This is a genomic window from Klenkia soli (genome assembly GCF_900103975.1).
Taxonomy (GTDB): Bacteria; Actinomycetota; Actinomycetes; order Mycobacteriales; family Geodermatophilaceae; genus Klenkia; species Klenkia soli.
The window spans coordinates 18578-33477 of record NZ_FNIR01000005.1 but is presented as its reverse complement, the minus strand read 5'-3'; the positions used below and the strand labels follow the sequence as shown (position 1 = coordinate 33477).

Genomic DNA, 14900 nt, shown 5'->3' with positions numbered 1-14900 from the left:
CTGAACGCCTCATCAGTACGAGGCGAGCACCGGCACGCGGTCCTCGTCCTCGGCCGGGTCGCTACTGCCCGGGCGGGCTTCGCGGGCGGTGGCGCACCGTCCCACCCCGATGACCCCGGCGACGAGCAGCACCAGGCCGGCCAGCTGTGCCAGGTGCGCGACCGGCCCACCGGCGAGGCCTTCGGCGAACACCGGTCCGGCCAGGGCGACCGCGACCACCGGCTCAAGCGCTGAGGCCACCGGCTGCGACTGCACCAGTGGGCCGGTGGCGTAGGACCACTGCGCGAGCGCCGTACCGGCCAACCCGACCCCGATCAGGGCGTAGACCGGCCAGGCAAGCGGCCACGCGGTCACCGGCAGCGCCAGCACGGCCTTGAGCAGCACCCCGGTCAGCCCGAATGCCAGCCCGGAGCAGGCTGCCAGCGCTGCCGCGGGGCGACGCAGACGGCCGCGGTGCACAGCGATGCCGACGGCGGCCGATGCGGCAGCGAGAGCCCCGACGGCGGCGGGCAACGCCCAGCCGACGGCGGACCCGCTGCCGGCCGTGGGGGCTGCACTGGTCAAGAAGACGACCAGACCGGCGACGACCATCCCTGCGGACCACCACTGCCCGCGTCCCGGCAGCGGGCGATCAGGGTGGCGACGGTCGACGACCGCGCCGAGCACCAGGGCGAGCACGAGCCCGACGCACAGGATCGGCTGCACCACCACGACCAGACCCGCTGCCAGGGCAGCGGCGTGCAGGACGAGCCCGAGAAGACCCGCGGCCTGGCCCAGCAGGAACCCGGGGCGTCGCAGCAGCCGACCCGCTCGGGCCCACCCCGAGCCGACGCCGGACAGGGCGGACGTGGCGGCCCGGTGGCCGATGACCGTGGACATCGCGTACGCCAGAGCGGACGCGAGCGCCAGCAGGGCCGCGATCATGCCGCGGTCAGGTGGTCGCGCAAGGGCCGGACGTGCAGTCCCATCTCGTCGAGCCGCTCGGCCAGCAGCGGCAGGGTGCGGGCGGTCGTGCGCCAGGAGCGCGGGGTGCTGGTGCAGTCGGAGTCGTGCAGCAGCAGGGTGCCGCCGTCGGCCAGGCCGGACATGACGTTGTCGAGCACCCATGCGGGGTTGGCCTTCTGCCAGTCCCGGCCCCAGGCTGTCCACAGCACGGGGGTGAGCCCGAGGCTGCGGGCCGCGATGAGCGACCCGGCGGTGAGCACGCCGTAGGGCGGGCGGAACCAGCGCGGGTCGGTGCCGGTGACCGCGCGGATGTCACCCAGGGCCCGGGTCAGGTCGGAGCGGACCTGGGCTGCGGTGCGGACCAGATGCACTCGGTGCAGGTCTCCGTGCACGGCGATCTCGTGGCCGGCGGCGACGACCGAGCGAGCGACGTCGGGGTGGGCGCGGACCTGGCTGCCCAGCATGAAGAACGTCGCCGTCCACCCCAGGCGGTCGAGCTCGGCGAGCACGGCCGGTGTCCCCAGCGGGTCGGGGCCGTCGTCGAAGGTCAGCCCGATGCCACCGGGCCTCCCCTGCCCGGACAACCGGGGGAGCGGGCGGCGCAGCGGACCGATGGAGGTCAGCGCCGGCGCGGCGTGCCACAACCCGGCGGCGGCCCCGGCCACTGCGGTGGTCATGGTGGGGGCGCTCACGCCGCCACCGCCAGTGCGGCAGCCAGGACAGCAGGACGAGCCGGGCGGCGGGCAGCGGGCACCCAGGACAGCACGGTGTCGGTGGGGTCCGGCATCGCCGGTGGGGTCCGGTCTCGCCCCAGCTGTGCCAGCAGGGCGGCGCGCAGGTCGACCGGGTCGGTGGCCCACGGGCCCATCCCGGACTCGTGCAGCACGGTGGCGTTGGCGCGACCGTGCCCGGGGATGGGCTTGTAGGTCACGGTGGGCAGCCCGGCAACCAGGGCCTCGGTGCAGGTCAGGCCACCGGCGTTGTGCACCAGGACGTCGACGAGCTGCATCAGCCGGTGCATGTCGGTGCGCCAGCCCAGCGCCAGGACGTCGGGCAGCCGGTCCAGCCGGTCCCGCAATGCCGCGTTGCGTCCGCACAGCACGACCGGGGAGAACCCGGCGGCGGCCACGTCGACTGCGGCACCGGCGACATCGCCCAGGCCGAGGGATCCGGCGACCAGAAGGGCGACGGGCCGGTCGGTGCGCACGCCGACCTCCCCGCGCAGGGCCACCAGTTCGGCGAGGTCCATCGTCTGCCCGAAGCGAGCGGGCACCAGCGGTCCGGCGACGGTGAAGGGCAGGCCGTAGTCGCGACGCCCCTGCGCGGCGGTGGCCGCGGTGACGGTGAGGTGGGCGTCGACGGCCGGGTGCAGCCAGCTGACGTGCACGGCCGGGTCGGTCAGGTAGGTCAGCACCGGGACCCTGATGTCGCCGGCGGCGCGCAGGTCACCGAGGGTCTGGGCGGCCAGTGGGTAGGTGGTGACCACGACGTCGGGATCGATCGCGTCCACCCAGCCCCGCATGGCAGTCTCGGCGGAACGGCAGATGCGGCGCTCGATGGCCCACAGCAGACCGCGGTGCTCCAGCCGCCGGTACAGCAGCTCGACCAGCACCGGTGCCCGCCCGACCCCGCCGGTGTACCCGCTGCGCAGCGAGCAGGCCAGTCGGGGCCGTAGCGCGTCGAGGAAGTCCCGGACCTCGACCCGCGCGCCGGCCGCGGTCAGCCGGGCGGCCAGTTCGTGGGCGGCGCCGTCGTGCCCGGCCCCCACGCTCCCGGTCACCACGAGCACCCGGGTGCCCGGGCCGGCGACAGCATCACCGGACGGGGTCGCGGGACGGTCCAGGACGGTGTGGGTTGCTGCGGTGGCCACAGGGCTCTCCTCCATCGGTCGGGAACACCGCCGATGCTGCTGAGGGCCAGGTCAGCGTTCGGTGGGTAGAAGGTGAGCGCCAGGCAAACCCCTGTCCCGGCGCCACCGGGAGCCCCGTCCGACCCGTGGGTGGGCCCTACCGTCAGCGGTATGGCGGATCTGCTGGTTGTGGAGGACGACGAGACCATCGGGGGCGCCCTCGGATCGGGGCTGCGGGCGCACGGGCACTCGGTGTCCTGGCAGCGCACCGCCCGCAGCGCCCTGGACGCCGTCGCCGGCCGGTCTTTCGACCTGGTGCTGCTGGACCTCGGCCTGCCCGACCTGGACGGCATCGAGGTGTGCCGCCGCATCCGGGCAGCCCAGCCGGGGTGCGTGATCGTGGTGCTGACCGCCCGCGCCGAGGAGATGGACGTCGTCGTCGGTCTGGAAGCCGGGGCCGATGACTACCTGACCAAACCCTTCCGGTTCGGTGAGCTCCTGGCCCGGGTGCGGGCACACCTGCGGCGCAGCTCGGTCATCCCGGCCGTGCAGGCCACGGTCGTCGTCGGTGAGCTGACCGTCGACCTCGCTGCCCGCCGCGTCGCGGTCGGGGGAGCCGAGGTGGTGCTCCGGACGAAGGAGTTCGACCTGCTCGCGCGGCTGGCAGCGCAACCGGGTGCGGCGGTGAGCCGCGAGACCCTGATGGAGGACGTCTGGGACGCGCACTGGTTCGGGTCCACCAAGACCCTGGACGTGCACGTGGCCGCGCTCCGGCGCAAGCTCGCGGTCGTCGCCGATGGACTCGGGGTGCCCCAGCCGCAGATCAGCACCCTGCGCGGTCACGGCTACCGGCTGGACCTGCCGTGACCGATCCGCGACCGGTCCGGGGTCGCCGCTGGGCCAGCATGCGCGGCCGCATCGTCGCCCAGGCCGTGCTGGCCGCTGTCGTGGCCACCACCCTGTTCGGGCTCCCACTGGCATACGGAGTCGCCCAGTCCTACCTCGGCGACGAGCAGAGTGAACTGGAGCGCATCGCCGACGTCGACGCCGTCTCGGTCGCCTTCGACGTCGCCGCCGGCCGCACGCCCACCGGCCTGGGCGGTGGGCAGGGTCGCGACGGTGACGTCGCCGTCGCGTTCTACAGCACTGATGGGGAACTCGTCGCCGGTGATGGACCACAGGAACTCGACCCCGCCTCGGCTGACGCGCTGGGCGACGGCCGGGTGTCCACCGCCAACGACATCGACGGCCAACTCGTCGTCGCCGTCCCGGTCGTCGACGGGGACAGCACCCGCGGTGTCGTGCGCGCAGCCACCGACTACAGCGCCGTGCGATGGCGCATCGTGGGCACCTGGGCCGGCATGCTGGCCCTCGCTGCGGCAGCGGTCGGCGTCACCTGGCTGCTGGCCCGCCGACAGGCAGCCCGCCTGGCCCAACCGCTGGAGTCCCTGGCGGTGGCGGCACAGCAGTTGGGCGAGGGTGACTTCGGCACCCGGACCGCCCGTTCGGGCATCGCCGAGCTCGACGCTGCGGGGTCGGCCCTGGACACGACCGCTGGACGACTGGGTGCCCTGCTGGCGCGGGAGCGGGCGTTCTCCGCCGATGCCTCCCATCAGCTGCGCACCCCGCTGACCGGCCTGCGGCTGTCGCTGGAGACCGCGCTGGAGCTGCCCGCTGAGGCCCATCGGGCAGCCATCGAGAACGCCCTGACCTCCACCGACCGGCTGGAGAACACCATCACCGACCTGCTCGCGTTGGCCCGGGACACCGGGGCGCACGGCACACCACTGGACCCGGCACAGTTGCTCGCCGAGGTGCAGGCGACCTGGGGTCCGTTGCTCGACCGCCAGGACCGCGTCCTGCAGTTGCACCTGGAAGGTGACCTGCCCGGCACGGCGGTGTCCGCTGCGGCGGTCCGCCAGGTCGTCGGGGTGCTGGTCGACAACGCCACCGTGCACGGCGCCGGTGCCGTGACCGTCTCCGTCCGCGACGCCGGCGGCGCGCTGGCCGTCGATGTCGCCGACGAGGGGACGACGCCGTTGGAGGTCGACCGGTTGTTCGTGCGCGGCAGCCACCGCGACGACGGCCACGGCATCGGCCTCGCCCTGGCCCGCACCCTGGCCGAGGCCGAGGGGGGCCGGCTGCGGGTGGCCAGCCCGAGCCCGCCGGTCTTCAGCCTGCTGCTGCCGGCGTCTGCGGACAGCTGATCGTCGTCCGGGGTCACCGGTGCGGGGGCCGATGGCGGGCAGCCGGACTCTGCTCAGAAGGGTCGGACTGCTGCGCCCCGGGAGGCGGGTCGACGGCGTCCTTCTGGTCCCGCCAGGACCGACCCCATCGCAGCGCCAGCCCGATGACCGCGGCTACTGAGGTCAGGAACGCGAGCAGTGTCATCGACAGGTCCGACAGCAGTTGTTCGACGTGGCCGCTCACCGGCAGTCGGATTCCCCGACGGGGTCGAGCGGGGCGGAGGCGGGAGCGTCGGCCACGGAAGTCCTCCAGGTGAGTCGGCGAAGGCACGGCGACGGTAGGGAGGCGCTCCTGACGACCACCTGAACGCCTGACCACCTGACCGCCCGCCGGCGGCTGGCGAGGCCGCGGCAGCTCAGCTGACAGAAGCGAGGGTTCGGTGGGACCGGGAGAGCAGGTGCCCACCCGTCGTCTCCCACGCCGACTGCAAGCAGTCCCCCAGGTCGTGGCGTGCGCGCCACCCCAGGTCCCGGGCGATGGCCGACACGTCGGCGACGGCGTGCGACGGATCGCCCGGACGGCGTCCGTGGATCTTGTGGGGTACCGGGCCGCCGGTGATCTCGGCGGTCACCCGTAGTACGTCCAGGACCGAGGAGCCCACCCCCGTGCCCACGTTGTAGACCGAGGCACCCAGCGCGGCATCCATCAGGCGGGCGACCGCGGCCACGTGGGCCGAGGCGACGTCGACGGCGTGCACGTAGTCCCGCACCGCCGTGCCGTCGGGTGTGGGGTGGTCCAGACCGTGGACCGGTAGCGGCCGGCCGGTCCGGCGGGCCTGCAGGACCGCTGATGGCAGCCCACCTACTTTTCGGTCGGCGAGCACCTCGGTCGCCGCACCCGCCACGTTGAAGTAGCGCAACGCGATCGAGGACAGTCCGCTGGCCACGGCGTCGGCGAGGACCATCTCACCGATCATTTTCGTCTTGCCGTAGGGACTCTGCGGGTGCAACACGTCGGTCTCGGTGTGGCGGGACAGCTGTGCCGACCCCGACGTTGCGCCGTAGACGGCGGCAGAGGAACTGGCCACCAGCTTGTCCACGCCGTGATCCAGAATGGCCGAGGTGAGCGTGACGACGTCGGCCACGTTCGCCCGGTAGTGCGCGAGCGGGTCACGAACCGATCCGGGTGCGGAGGTCTGCGCCGCCAGATGCACGACGCCGGCCGCGCCGGGGAGGCAGGCATCCAGCACGTCGCGGTCCCCGACCTGCCCTCGCACCAGCGGCACCCCGCGGGGCAGGCGCGCGGCCACCCCGGTGGACAGGTCGTCGATGACCACCTGATCCAGGCCTGCCCGGTGCAGGGCGCGCACGACGTGCCCGCCGACGTACCCGGCGCCGCCGGTGACGACCCAGTGCCCCCGCGTGCCCATGACTGCTCCGATCGTCGTCCCCCGAGCGACCCGGTCGGCTCGCCAGCGTCCAGGCTGGGGCCGGGTCGGACAGCGGGCGGTCAGCCGATGGTGAGCGGACGGCCAACTCCGCATCGTCAGTAGACCCCGGGGTAGATCGGCCGGTCGAGCGATCAGCTGCGGACCCGGCGATCGGATCGGGCACGGAGGAACTCGACGGCCACGGGAACCAGGGACAGGGCGACGATGCCGAGGATGAACAGCTCGACGTGGTCGCGCACCAGCGCGACCTGGCCGAGCCAGAAGCCCAGCAGGGTGACACCCGCGGCCCAGGCGATGCCGCCGATGACGGAGTAGACGGCGTAGCGGCGCAGGTCCATCCGGGAGGCGCCGGCCATGACGGTGGCGAAGGTGCGGACAACGGGCACGAAGCGGGCCAGCACGATGGTGCGGGCGCCGTTGCGGTCGAAGAACGCCTGGGACCGTTCGACGTACTCGGCCTTGAACAGGCGGCTGTCGGGACGGTTGAAGACGGCGGGACCGGCCTTGCGGCCGATCCAGTAGCCGACCAGGTTCCCGGCGATCGCCGCCACCGGCAGCAGGAGCAGCAGCACCCACAACGGGGCGATCAGCCCGCCGGCTGCGAGCAGTCCGGCGGTGAACAGCAGGGAGTCACCCGGCAGGAAGAAGCCGACCAGGAGGCCAGTCTCGGCGAACAGGATCGCCATGATGCCGATCAAGCCGAAGGTGTTGATGAGGTTCGTCGGGTCCAGGAAGCCGCTCATGCCCACCACCGTCGCTCACGGAGTCTGTACGCCGCCTGAACGTGGCCGGTGCTCCCGGTCTCACCCGCGCGGGAGGGCGATCTCGACGCGGCCGCGGTCGCCGGCCACCGCTGTCACCGATCCACCGGCGGCCAGCACGAGCCGCCGGGTCAGGGCCAGGCCCAGGCCGGCGCCGGCGTGGCCGTCGTCCGGGTCGCCCCGGTACCCGGGGTCGAAGGCCCGGTCGGCAGCCTGCTCGGTCATGCCTGGGCCGTCGTCGAGCACCGTGACGACCAGCTGCCCCGCGCGGGCCTCGGCCTGGATGCGTACCTGGCCGGCGGCGAAGCGGACGGCGTTGTCGACCACGGGGGACAGGGCCCGGACGACGACGTCGGCGTCTACCCCGACGACGAGGTCGGGATCTCCGGTCAGGTGGACGGGTACGCGGACGTCCTGGGCGTCGGGGTCGGCCAGGACGGCCAGCGCGTCGAGCAGCCGGGTCCGGCCCGGGGTGACCGCGTCGGCGCTGCGGGCCGCGGTGAGCATCGTCTCGAGGATGGATGCCATCGCGCGGGTGGACCGGTCGATGGCTGCGTGGGCGTCGGCGAGTTCGCGGGCGTCCCGCGGCTGGGCGCGCAGCAGGTCGATCTCGGCCTGGGCGCGGGCCAGCGGGGTACGCAGCTCGTGGGACAGCTCCTCGGTGAAGCGCTGTTCGTGGCGCAGGACGGCAGCTTGCCGGTCCAGCAGCTGGTCCAGAGTGCCGGCCAGCTCGGCGAGCTCGGCCGGGCGCGGGTCGTCGCCGAACCGCAGATCGGTGTCGTCAGCGCTCCACCGGCCGGCCTGGGTGCTCATGTCCTGGACCGGGCGGAGGGCGCGGGTGACGTTGGCGCGCAGCACGAGATGGACGACGACGACCAGCAGCAGGGCCACCCCGATGCTGCCCAGCAGGGCGGTCCGCTCGACCTGCTGGTAGGGCGACAGTGAGGTGCTGGTCACCACGGCGGCGACCTGCTGGCCGCCGTCGGTGAGCGGGAGCGATCGCAGCCGGACGGGCCCGCTGGCGTCGACGTCGACGGTGCTGGCGCCCTGCGCGGCGAGGTCGGCGGCCCGACGGTCCAGCGCATCAGTGCTGCCCGGCGGCCTCTCGACGATCCCGCCGGCGCCGTCGAAGATCCAGGTGCCGACGTCCAGCGCCTGGTCGTCCCGGCCGTCGAGCACCGTCACCGTGCCGTCGGGGGCCACGTCGACGGTCTGCGCGACCGCCTCGGCCCGGGCCTGCAGGACGTCGTCGGCCTGCCCCGCGAGGACCCGGGCGAGCAGCTCGTTGGCGCCGACCGCCAGCAGCAGCACCCACAGCGCGACGACCACCGTCGCCGACCAGGACAGCCGGCTGCGCAGGCTCCGGCGCGCGCCCCGGTCGCTCACGTGAAGGTGTAGCCCACGCCGTGCGCGGTCCCGATCGACCGGCCCGGGTCGCCGGCGGCGTCGACCTTGCGGCGCAGCCGTGCCACGTACTGGTCCAGGGTGTTGTCCGCGACCTGGGCGCCGTCGGGCCAGCCGGCGGCCAGCAGGTCCCGGCGGCGGACGACCTCACCGGGGCGGGCCATCAGTGCGGCGAGGACGCGGAACTCCGTGGGGCTGAGCCGCTGGGCCCCGGCCGGGCCGGCCAGGGCGTGGGTGGTGGGGTCCAGAGTCAGGCCCGCCGTTGCCGGGCGTGCGGCTGCGGAGCGCCGCAGGGCCACGCGCAGGCGTGCCAGCAGCTCGCTGAGGTGGAACGGCTTGGCCAGGTAGTCGTCGGCGCCGGCCGCGAACCCGGACAGCACGTCGTGCAGTTGGTCCCGGGCGGTCAGGAACAGCACCGGTGCGGTGAGCCCCTGCGCGCGCAGCGCCTGGCACACGTCCCGGCCGTCGGAGTCGGGCAGACCGATGTCCAGCACGACGGCGTCGAAGCCTTCCCCGTCATCCCCGCCTGCGCCGCGGACCGCACCCAGCGCGCCCGCGCCGTCCCGGGCGGTGACGACGGTGAAGTCGTGCTCGCGCAGCCCACGGGCCAGCACGTCACGTAGGCCGTGGTCGTCCTCGACGACCAGGACCCGGGGCTGCAGTTGGCTCACCACCCCATCATGGGTGACCCGGCCGCCATCCCCCCGAGGTCGGGGCGATGCGTTCAGGTCGTGTGCAGATGCTGGGCCCGACTCTGCCGCCATGACCACACCCCAGGCCCCCTCGACGGGGCGCACGCTGCTCAACAAGGTCCCCGAGGTCACCATCTGGTTCTGGGTCATCAAGATCTTGGCCACCACAGTCGGGGAGACCGCCGCGGACTACCTCAACGGCACTCTCGGCTTCGGCCTCACCGGCACCACCGTGGTGGTCGGCGCGATTTTCCTCGTCGTGCTCGGCTTCCAGTTCAAGGCCCGGCGGTACATCCCGCCGCTCTACTGGGCCACCGTCGTGCTGATCAGCGTCGTCGGCACCCTCATCACCGACAACCTGACCGACAACCTCGGCGTCCCGCTGGAGCTCACCACCGCACTGTTCACCGTCGCGCTGGCCCTGACCTTCGCCGGCTGGTACGCCACGGAGCGGACGCTGTCGATCCACTCCATCGTCACCCGCCGCCGCGAGGCCTTCTACTGGCTGGCCATCCTGTTCACCTTCGCCCTGGGCACCGCCGCCGGTGACCTGATCGCGGAGAAGCTCGGTGCGGGGTACTGGTTGTCGGCTCTGCTGTTCGCCGCGCTCATCGGCGCGGTCGCCGCCAGCCACCTGGTGCTCGGGGCCAACGCGGTGCTGACCTTCTGGATCGCCTACGTCCTCACCCGCCCGCTGGGTGCCTCCCTGGGCGACGGGTTCTCCCAGGACAAGGTCGACGGCGGCCTCGGGCTAGGCACCACGCTGACCAGCGTGATCTTCCTGGTGACGATCCTGGCCGTCGTGTCCTACCTGGCGGTCAGCAAGCGCGACCAGCTGCCCCCAGTCGAGGCCGGCGCGCTGCGTTGACCCGTCCGGAACCGGGCCCCTGGGCGATGTCGTGAAGGTGCTGCTGGTCGACGACGAGGTCGGCCTTGCCCACGCCATCGCCCGGGGGCTGCGCGCCGAGGGCCACGCCGTGGATCTCGCACACGACGGCATCAGCGGTCGCGACGCCGCCCAGCAGGGCGGCTACGACGTGGTGGTCCTGGACATCATGCTGCCGGGGCTGCACGGCTACCGGGTGCTGGAGGAGCTGCGCGGCTCCGGGGTCACCACACCGGTGATGATGCTCAGCGCGAAGGACGGCGAGTACGACCAGGCCGACGCCTTCGACCTGGGTGCCGATGACTACCTCACTAAGCCCTTCTCCTTCGTCCTGCTCACCGCCCGCCTGCGGGCACTGGCCCGGCGCGCGCGCACCGGCCCATCTCCGGTCCTGCGGGCCGGGGACCTCGTCCTGGACCCCGCCCGGCACCGGGTGAGCCGCGGTACCACCGACATCGCGCTCACCCCCCGCGAGTTCGCGCTGCTGGCCTACCTCATGGAGCGGCCGGACACGGTGCTGAGCAAGTTGACGATCCTTCAGGAGGTCTGGGACGACGCCTTCGACGGGGACGTCAACAACGTCGAGATCTACGTGGGCTACCTGCGCCGCAAGATCGACGTGCCCTTCGGTCGCGCCAGCATCCGCACCGTCCGCGGCCTGGGCTACCTTTTCGAGCCCGACGGCGGTTGAGCCGGGAAACGGATGAGCAGCCGGGCGCCGGGCAAGGTGACCGGGTCGGTGAACTTCACATGCCCTCCGTGGGCCAACACGATCTCCCGGACGATGGCCAGCCCGAGCCCAGAACCGCCGTCGCCGCGGGCCCGGGCCTCATCCAGCCGGACGAACCTGCCGAACACCCGTTCCCGGTCCGGGACGGCCACCCCGGGTCCGTCGTCCTCCACAGCTAGCCACGCACCGCCGTCCGGCCCACCCGTAGGTCCGCTGGTCAGGTGTAGGCGACCGCGGCTGTGCCGAACGGCGTTGTCGACGGCATTGCGTACGACCTGGGCCAGCGCTGCTGGGTCACCCCACGCGCGAGCAGCTGCCAGGTCGCCGGTCACGACGAGGTCCGCCCGCGCCCGCAGCCGGGAACGCTCGGCGGCCAGCAGGTCGTCGAGGTCGACGTCCTGCCGACGGCCCACTCGGCCCTGCCCCTCGTCGGCGCTGGCCAGGGTCAGCATGTCGGTCACCAGACGCTCCAGCCGCGCGACCTCGCCCAGCACGACGTCATGGGCCGGATCAGGAGGGCCGACTCGGCGGGCGACCTCGGTCTGGGTGCGGATGGTCGCGATCGGGCTGCGCAGTTCGTGGCCGGCGTCGGAGACGAAGGCGCGCTGCTGGGCCACGGATGTCTGCAAGCGGGCCAGCATCGCGTTCATCGTCGACGCCAGAGCGGCGATCTCATCCCGCGTCTGCGGCTGGGGCACACGGGCCGACAGGTCTTCAGCCCCGATGCGGGCGGTCCGCGCCCGGATGGCCTCCACCGGCCGCAGCGCCCGACCCACCGACCACCAGGTGGCCAACGCGACGACGACCAGCAGCACCGGCACCCCGACCGCGGCCAGCCGGGTCACCAGCGCCTGCGCATTCTCCGCGACGGCCAGGGACTGAACGGCCACCACCCGGTCGGCGCCGGTGGTGCCGGGCACCCCGAGCACGACGAGGCGGAAGGTGTCCCCGGGTTCGCTGACCGCGGCGCCGTCCACCTGCCCGGTGTCCTCCTGCCCGGGGCCGGGGGTCAACCCGGTCAGGGCCGGCGCCCCGGCCAGGTCGGCGCTGGCGGCCAGCACCGTGTCCCCCCGCAACACCTGCACCAGCGCACCGTCCTCAGAACCGCCGATCTGCAGGCCGCCCACACCGTTCACCCGGAGGTCGGCGGCCACCTCCTGCACTCGCGTACTCGCCGACGTCGTCACCGTGTCCTGCACGGTGCGCCCCACCAGGCCGACGAGCACCGTCGCCGCCAACGCCAGCGCGACGGCCACCACGGCAACGGCAGCGGCCGTCGCCCGGGCACGCATGCCCACCCGGCCCGACGGCAGCCCCTTCTCCGTCCTGGGGTCAGCAGCGGTATCCACGACGGCAGGCTAGGTGCCACCCAAGACGTCCTGCGGTGGGGAGCTGAGGAGATCCACAGCGACCACAGCAAGGTCTCAGCGCCCCCGGCGCACGGTGGTGGCACAGGGCGGGACCCGCTCTGCCACACCGAGGAGGAACCGTGAAGCTCCGTCTGAGCAAGGGCCAGCTCGCCGCGGCCGGCATCGCCACCGCACTCGTCGTCGGCGGCGGTGCCTCCATCGCCGCCGCCAGCGGCCCGGACACCGCCAGCGCCCCGATCACCGCCAGCGCGGCCCAGGTCGGCACCGACCAGACCGACAGCGCCCAGTCCGACGGTGAGACCGCCGACGGCGCCGACGGCGGCCCCGGCAGCGAGCAGGACGCCGCGGACCCGACCTTCACCGGCACCGTGCCGGCCCCGGCCGCCACCGAGGTGCCCGACGGGCAGGAGTCCGCAGGCAGCGACAGCGCCGAGCAGGCCGCGCTGCAGGCCCTGGCTACGGTCACCCAGTCCCAGGCCGAGCAGGCCGCGCTCGCCGCGGTCCCCGGGTCGGTGACCGAGACCGACCTGGACGCCGAGGGCGGCTACGTCGTCTACAGCGTCGAGATCACCGGTGCCGACGGCACCGTCACCGAGGTCGCCGTCGACGCCGGCGACGGCAGCGTCCTGGCCCAGCAGGCCGGCGAGGCGAACGACCCGGCCGACACCGCCGACCAGCCCGAGGGCGCCAACGACCCGCAGGACTGACCAGCGCATCAGGACGGGCCCCGGAGCGATGCTCCGGGGCCCGTCCTCGTTCCTGCTCGTGTCAGCTGCCTGCGACCGCCAGGGACGCAGCGGTCAGGTCGACGACCAGCCATCCCTGGTACTGCCGCTGGGGGAACCCGCGTACCGCCCATGCCGTGATCTGCCCGGCCGTGGTGTCCGGCCGGGACCGCAGCGAGCTGGCCTCCACGAGCAGGTAGTGCACCCGTCCGGCGGCGACGAGGTCTTGGAAGGCGGCCAGCGACGGGTCGGGGTCGGTACCGGTGAAGCCCCCGAGCATCCGGACCGGGGCCCCGGATGCCAGCTGCACCTGCGCTGCGTACCGGCCAGTCATCACCGCCGCCCACTCATGGCCAGCCGCGCCCGCCGCGACCAGGTCGGCAACGGCCACCGGGACCCGGGTGCCCGGCACAATCCCAGCCTCCGTGCCCAACTCGGTCACCCCCGGTCCGGCCTGCACGTTGGCCCCCTGGTGCACCGACGCTGCGGTGGCCACCGACCACGTCGCCGGCGCGGCCAGTGCGGCGACCAACCCCGCGGTCGCAGCCAACCGGCGTGTTGCCGTGCCGAACCCACCCCGACCATCCAGGGCGAGGGCGACGACACCGACCACCGAGGCGCAGGCGACGACCGGCACCGCGAGGACCGTCCACGCCGGCTGCACGAACAGCAGCGCGCACGCCCACACCCCCGTCCCGGCGACCACGGCCATCAGCACTCCGTTCGCCCACCGGACCTGTCCGCGGGCCGCCCACACCGCCGAACCGCCGATGGCGACCACCGCAGCTACGGCTGGAGCCAGCTCGACGGTGTAATAGCTGTGGTAGATCCCCCGCAGGCTGCTGAGCACGACCCCCACCACGAGCAACCAGCCACCCCACAGCAGCAAACCGGCTCGGCGGGGATCCCGGCGCGGGTCGTGCCGGGTCACCACAGCTGCCGCCACGAGCAGAAGGAGGGCGGCGGGCAGCAGCCAACCTGCCTCGTCCGCGCTGCCCCCGAACAACCGGCCGTAGCTGGCCGCATGCGTCCCGTTCGCCCCCGACCCGTTCAGCCGACCCAGCCCGTTGTAGCCGACGGTCAGCTCCCAGATGCTGCTGGTCGACGTGCCGCCGATGAACGGCCGCTGCGAGACCGGCGTCGACAGCACGAGCAGCACCCACCAACCCGCCGCCACCACAACCGCGGCACCTCCGGCGACCGCACGACCCAACCGTCTCACCACAGAGCCTGGGCCGGCCCACATCAGGACCGCGACGAGCGCAGGGAGCACCAGGAGCGCCTGAATTTGCTTGGTGAGGAATGCCGTCCCCACCAGACCGCCGGCCACCACGACCCAGGCAAGGCCACCGCGATCCCGGTCCACGGCCCGAGTTGTTGCATAGGCCGCCCCGACCAACAGCAGCGTCATCAACGCATCGGGGTTGTCGTAGCGGGCCATCAGCGTCACCACCGGGGTGAGCGCCAGAATGCCCGAGGCCAGCAAGCCGGCGGCTGCGCCGGCGTGCCGGCGCACCGTCAGGTACAGCACCCACACCGCCCCAACCCCACAGACCGCCTGCGGCCAGAGCACGGCCTGCGGCGACAGCCCGAACAGCCGCACAGAGGCCCCCATCAGCCACAACGAGGCCGGTGGCTTGTCCACCGTGATCCCCCCGGCGGGGTCCAGCGCACCGAACCAGAACGCGTGCCAGCTCACCGATCCCGCCTGCGCGGCGGCGGCGTAGTACGCGTTGCCCCACCCCGACCGCGCCGCACCCACGGTGTAGAGCGCTGCGGCGAGGAGCAGCTGAGCGGTGAGGGCGAGCCGGACCCGGGCTGAGGACATGCCGGCCATCCCGCCCGGCCTCGCTGAGCGTCGCCCGACCGGCCCCTGAGTGCCAGCTGGGTGCTCCTCAGCG

At 73.5% G+C, this 14900-nt stretch carries 14 protein-coding genes; 5 read left to right on the top strand and 9 right to left on the bottom strand.

The features are described from left to right. Positions 1-12: 12 nt before the first annotated feature. Genes BLS67_RS08760 through BLS67_RS08750 form a run of 3 tightly spaced genes read right to left on the bottom strand, consistent with a single transcriptional unit; the run spans position 13 to position 2815 of the window. On the bottom strand, positions 13-924 hold the full coding sequence (locus tag BLS67_RS08760; protein ID WP_091243326.1) for a DMT family transporter: 912 nt from the start codon (positions 922-924) through the stop codon (positions 13-15). Further along, positions 921-1637: a polysaccharide deacetylase family protein gene (locus BLS67_RS08755; RefSeq protein ID WP_207500431.1), complete on the bottom strand. Its 717-nt coding sequence runs from the start codon at positions 1635-1637 to the stop codon at positions 921-923. The genes BLS67_RS08760 and BLS67_RS08755 overlap by 4 nt, the downstream gene beginning before the upstream one ends. Beyond that, a complete protein-coding gene (locus tag BLS67_RS08750) occupies positions 1634-2815 on the bottom strand; it encodes an MGDG synthase family glycosyltransferase (protein WP_165617527.1) in 1182 nt (393 codons plus the stop codon). Before BLS67_RS08750 ends, BLS67_RS08755 begins: the two co-directional genes overlap by 4 nt. A 150-nt stretch (positions 2816-2965) precedes the next feature. Here BLS67_RS08750 and BLS67_RS08745 point away from each other — a divergent pair, with 150 nt between their 5' ends. Beyond that, entirely contained in the window at positions 2966-3661 is a 696-nt protein-coding gene (locus BLS67_RS08745) for a response regulator transcription factor (protein WP_091243320.1), read from the top strand. Beyond that, positions 3658-5001, top strand: coding sequence for a sensor histidine kinase (locus BLS67_RS08740; RefSeq protein WP_207500430.1), 1344 nt, complete (start codon positions 3658-3660; stop codon positions 4999-5001). Before BLS67_RS08745 ends, BLS67_RS08740 begins: the two co-directional genes overlap by 4 nt. A gap of 395 nt (positions 5002-5396) precedes the next feature. Here the strand turns inward: BLS67_RS08740 and galE are convergent, their stop codons facing one another. From galE to BLS67_RS08715, 4 genes are all read right to left on the bottom strand, one after another. Continuing rightward, positions 5397-6410: a UDP-glucose 4-epimerase GalE gene (gene galE, locus BLS67_RS08730; RefSeq protein WP_091243313.1), complete on the bottom strand. Its 1014-nt coding sequence runs from the start codon at positions 6408-6410 to the stop codon at positions 5397-5399. A 152-nt stretch (positions 6411-6562) separates the two neighbouring features. Continuing rightward, a complete protein-coding gene (locus BLS67_RS08725; RefSeq protein ID WP_091243310.1) occupies positions 6563-7174 on the bottom strand; it encodes a DedA family protein in 612 nt (203 codons plus the stop codon). A 60-nt stretch (positions 7175-7234) separates the two neighbouring features. After that, positions 7235-8578: a sensor histidine kinase gene (locus tag BLS67_RS08720; RefSeq protein WP_091243306.1), complete on the bottom strand. Its 1344-nt coding sequence runs from the start codon at positions 8576-8578 to the stop codon at positions 7235-7237. Next, on the bottom strand, positions 8575-9267 hold the full coding sequence (locus BLS67_RS08715; protein WP_207500429.1) for a response regulator transcription factor: 693 nt from the start codon (positions 9265-9267) through the stop codon (positions 8575-8577). Before BLS67_RS08715 ends, BLS67_RS08720 begins: the two co-directional genes overlap by 4 nt. Before the next feature lie 91 nt (positions 9268-9358). On the opposite strand from BLS67_RS08715, the gene BLS67_RS08710 reads away from it, so the two are divergent. Both BLS67_RS08710 and BLS67_RS08705 read left to right on the top strand, forming a co-directional pair. Next, the gene (locus BLS67_RS08710; RefSeq protein WP_091243303.1) at positions 9359-10156 is read left to right on the top strand and encodes a COG4705 family protein; all 798 of its coding nucleotides are present in this window, start codon (positions 9359-9361) and stop codon (positions 10154-10156) included. 31 nt (positions 10157-10187) lie between these two features. Then, the gene (locus BLS67_RS08705; RefSeq protein ID WP_091243300.1) at positions 10188-10865 is read left to right on the top strand and encodes a response regulator; all 678 of its coding nucleotides are present in this window, start codon (positions 10188-10190) and stop codon (positions 10863-10865) included. Here BLS67_RS08705 and BLS67_RS08700 read toward each other — a convergent pair. Beyond that, positions 10838-12196 (bottom strand): sensor histidine kinase, encoded by a 1359-nt coding sequence (locus BLS67_RS08700; protein WP_423221502.1) that lies wholly within the window; start codon positions 12194-12196, stop codon positions 10838-10840. The genes BLS67_RS08705 and BLS67_RS08700 overlap by 28 nt on opposite strands. A gap of 197 nt (positions 12197-12393) precedes the next feature. Between BLS67_RS08700 and BLS67_RS08695 the strand changes: the two genes are divergently transcribed. After that, the gene (locus BLS67_RS08695) at positions 12394-12981 is read left to right on the top strand and encodes a PepSY domain-containing protein (protein ID WP_131801700.1); all 588 of its coding nucleotides are present in this window, start codon (positions 12394-12396) and stop codon (positions 12979-12981) included. Positions 12982-13042: 61 nt separating this feature from the next. Here the strand turns inward: BLS67_RS08695 and BLS67_RS08690 are convergent, their stop codons facing one another. Next, positions 13043-14761: a glycosyltransferase family 39 protein gene (locus BLS67_RS08690; RefSeq protein ID WP_165617526.1), complete on the bottom strand. Its 1719-nt coding sequence runs from the start codon at positions 14759-14761 to the stop codon at positions 13043-13045. Positions 14762-14900: the final 139 nt, after the last annotated feature.

Excerpts from the sequence above, each read along its gene's own strand:
- BLS67_RS08745 (WP_091243320.1), top strand. The coding sequence starts at position 2,966 with ATGGCGGATCTGCTGGTTGTGGAGGACGACGAGACCATCGGGGGCGCC.
- BLS67_RS08710 (WP_091243303.1), top strand. The coding sequence starts at position 9,359 with ATGACCACACCCCAGGCCCCCTCGACGGGGCGCACGCTGCTCAACAAG.
- BLS67_RS08760 (WP_091243326.1), bottom strand. The coding sequence starts at position 924 with ATGATCGCGGCCCTGCTGGCGCTCGCGTCCGCTCTGGCGTACGCGATG.
- BLS67_RS08725 (WP_091243310.1), bottom strand. The coding sequence starts at position 7,174 with ATGAGCGGCTTCCTGGACCCGACGAACCTCATCAACACCTTCGGCTTG.
- BLS67_RS08700 (WP_423221502.1), bottom strand. The coding sequence starts at position 12,196 with ATGCGTGCCCGGGCGACGGCCGCTGCCGTTGCCGTGGTGGCCGTCGCG.
- galE (WP_091243313.1), bottom strand. The coding sequence starts at position 6,410 with ATGGGCACGCGGGGGCACTGGGTCGTCACCGGCGGCGCCGGGTACGTC.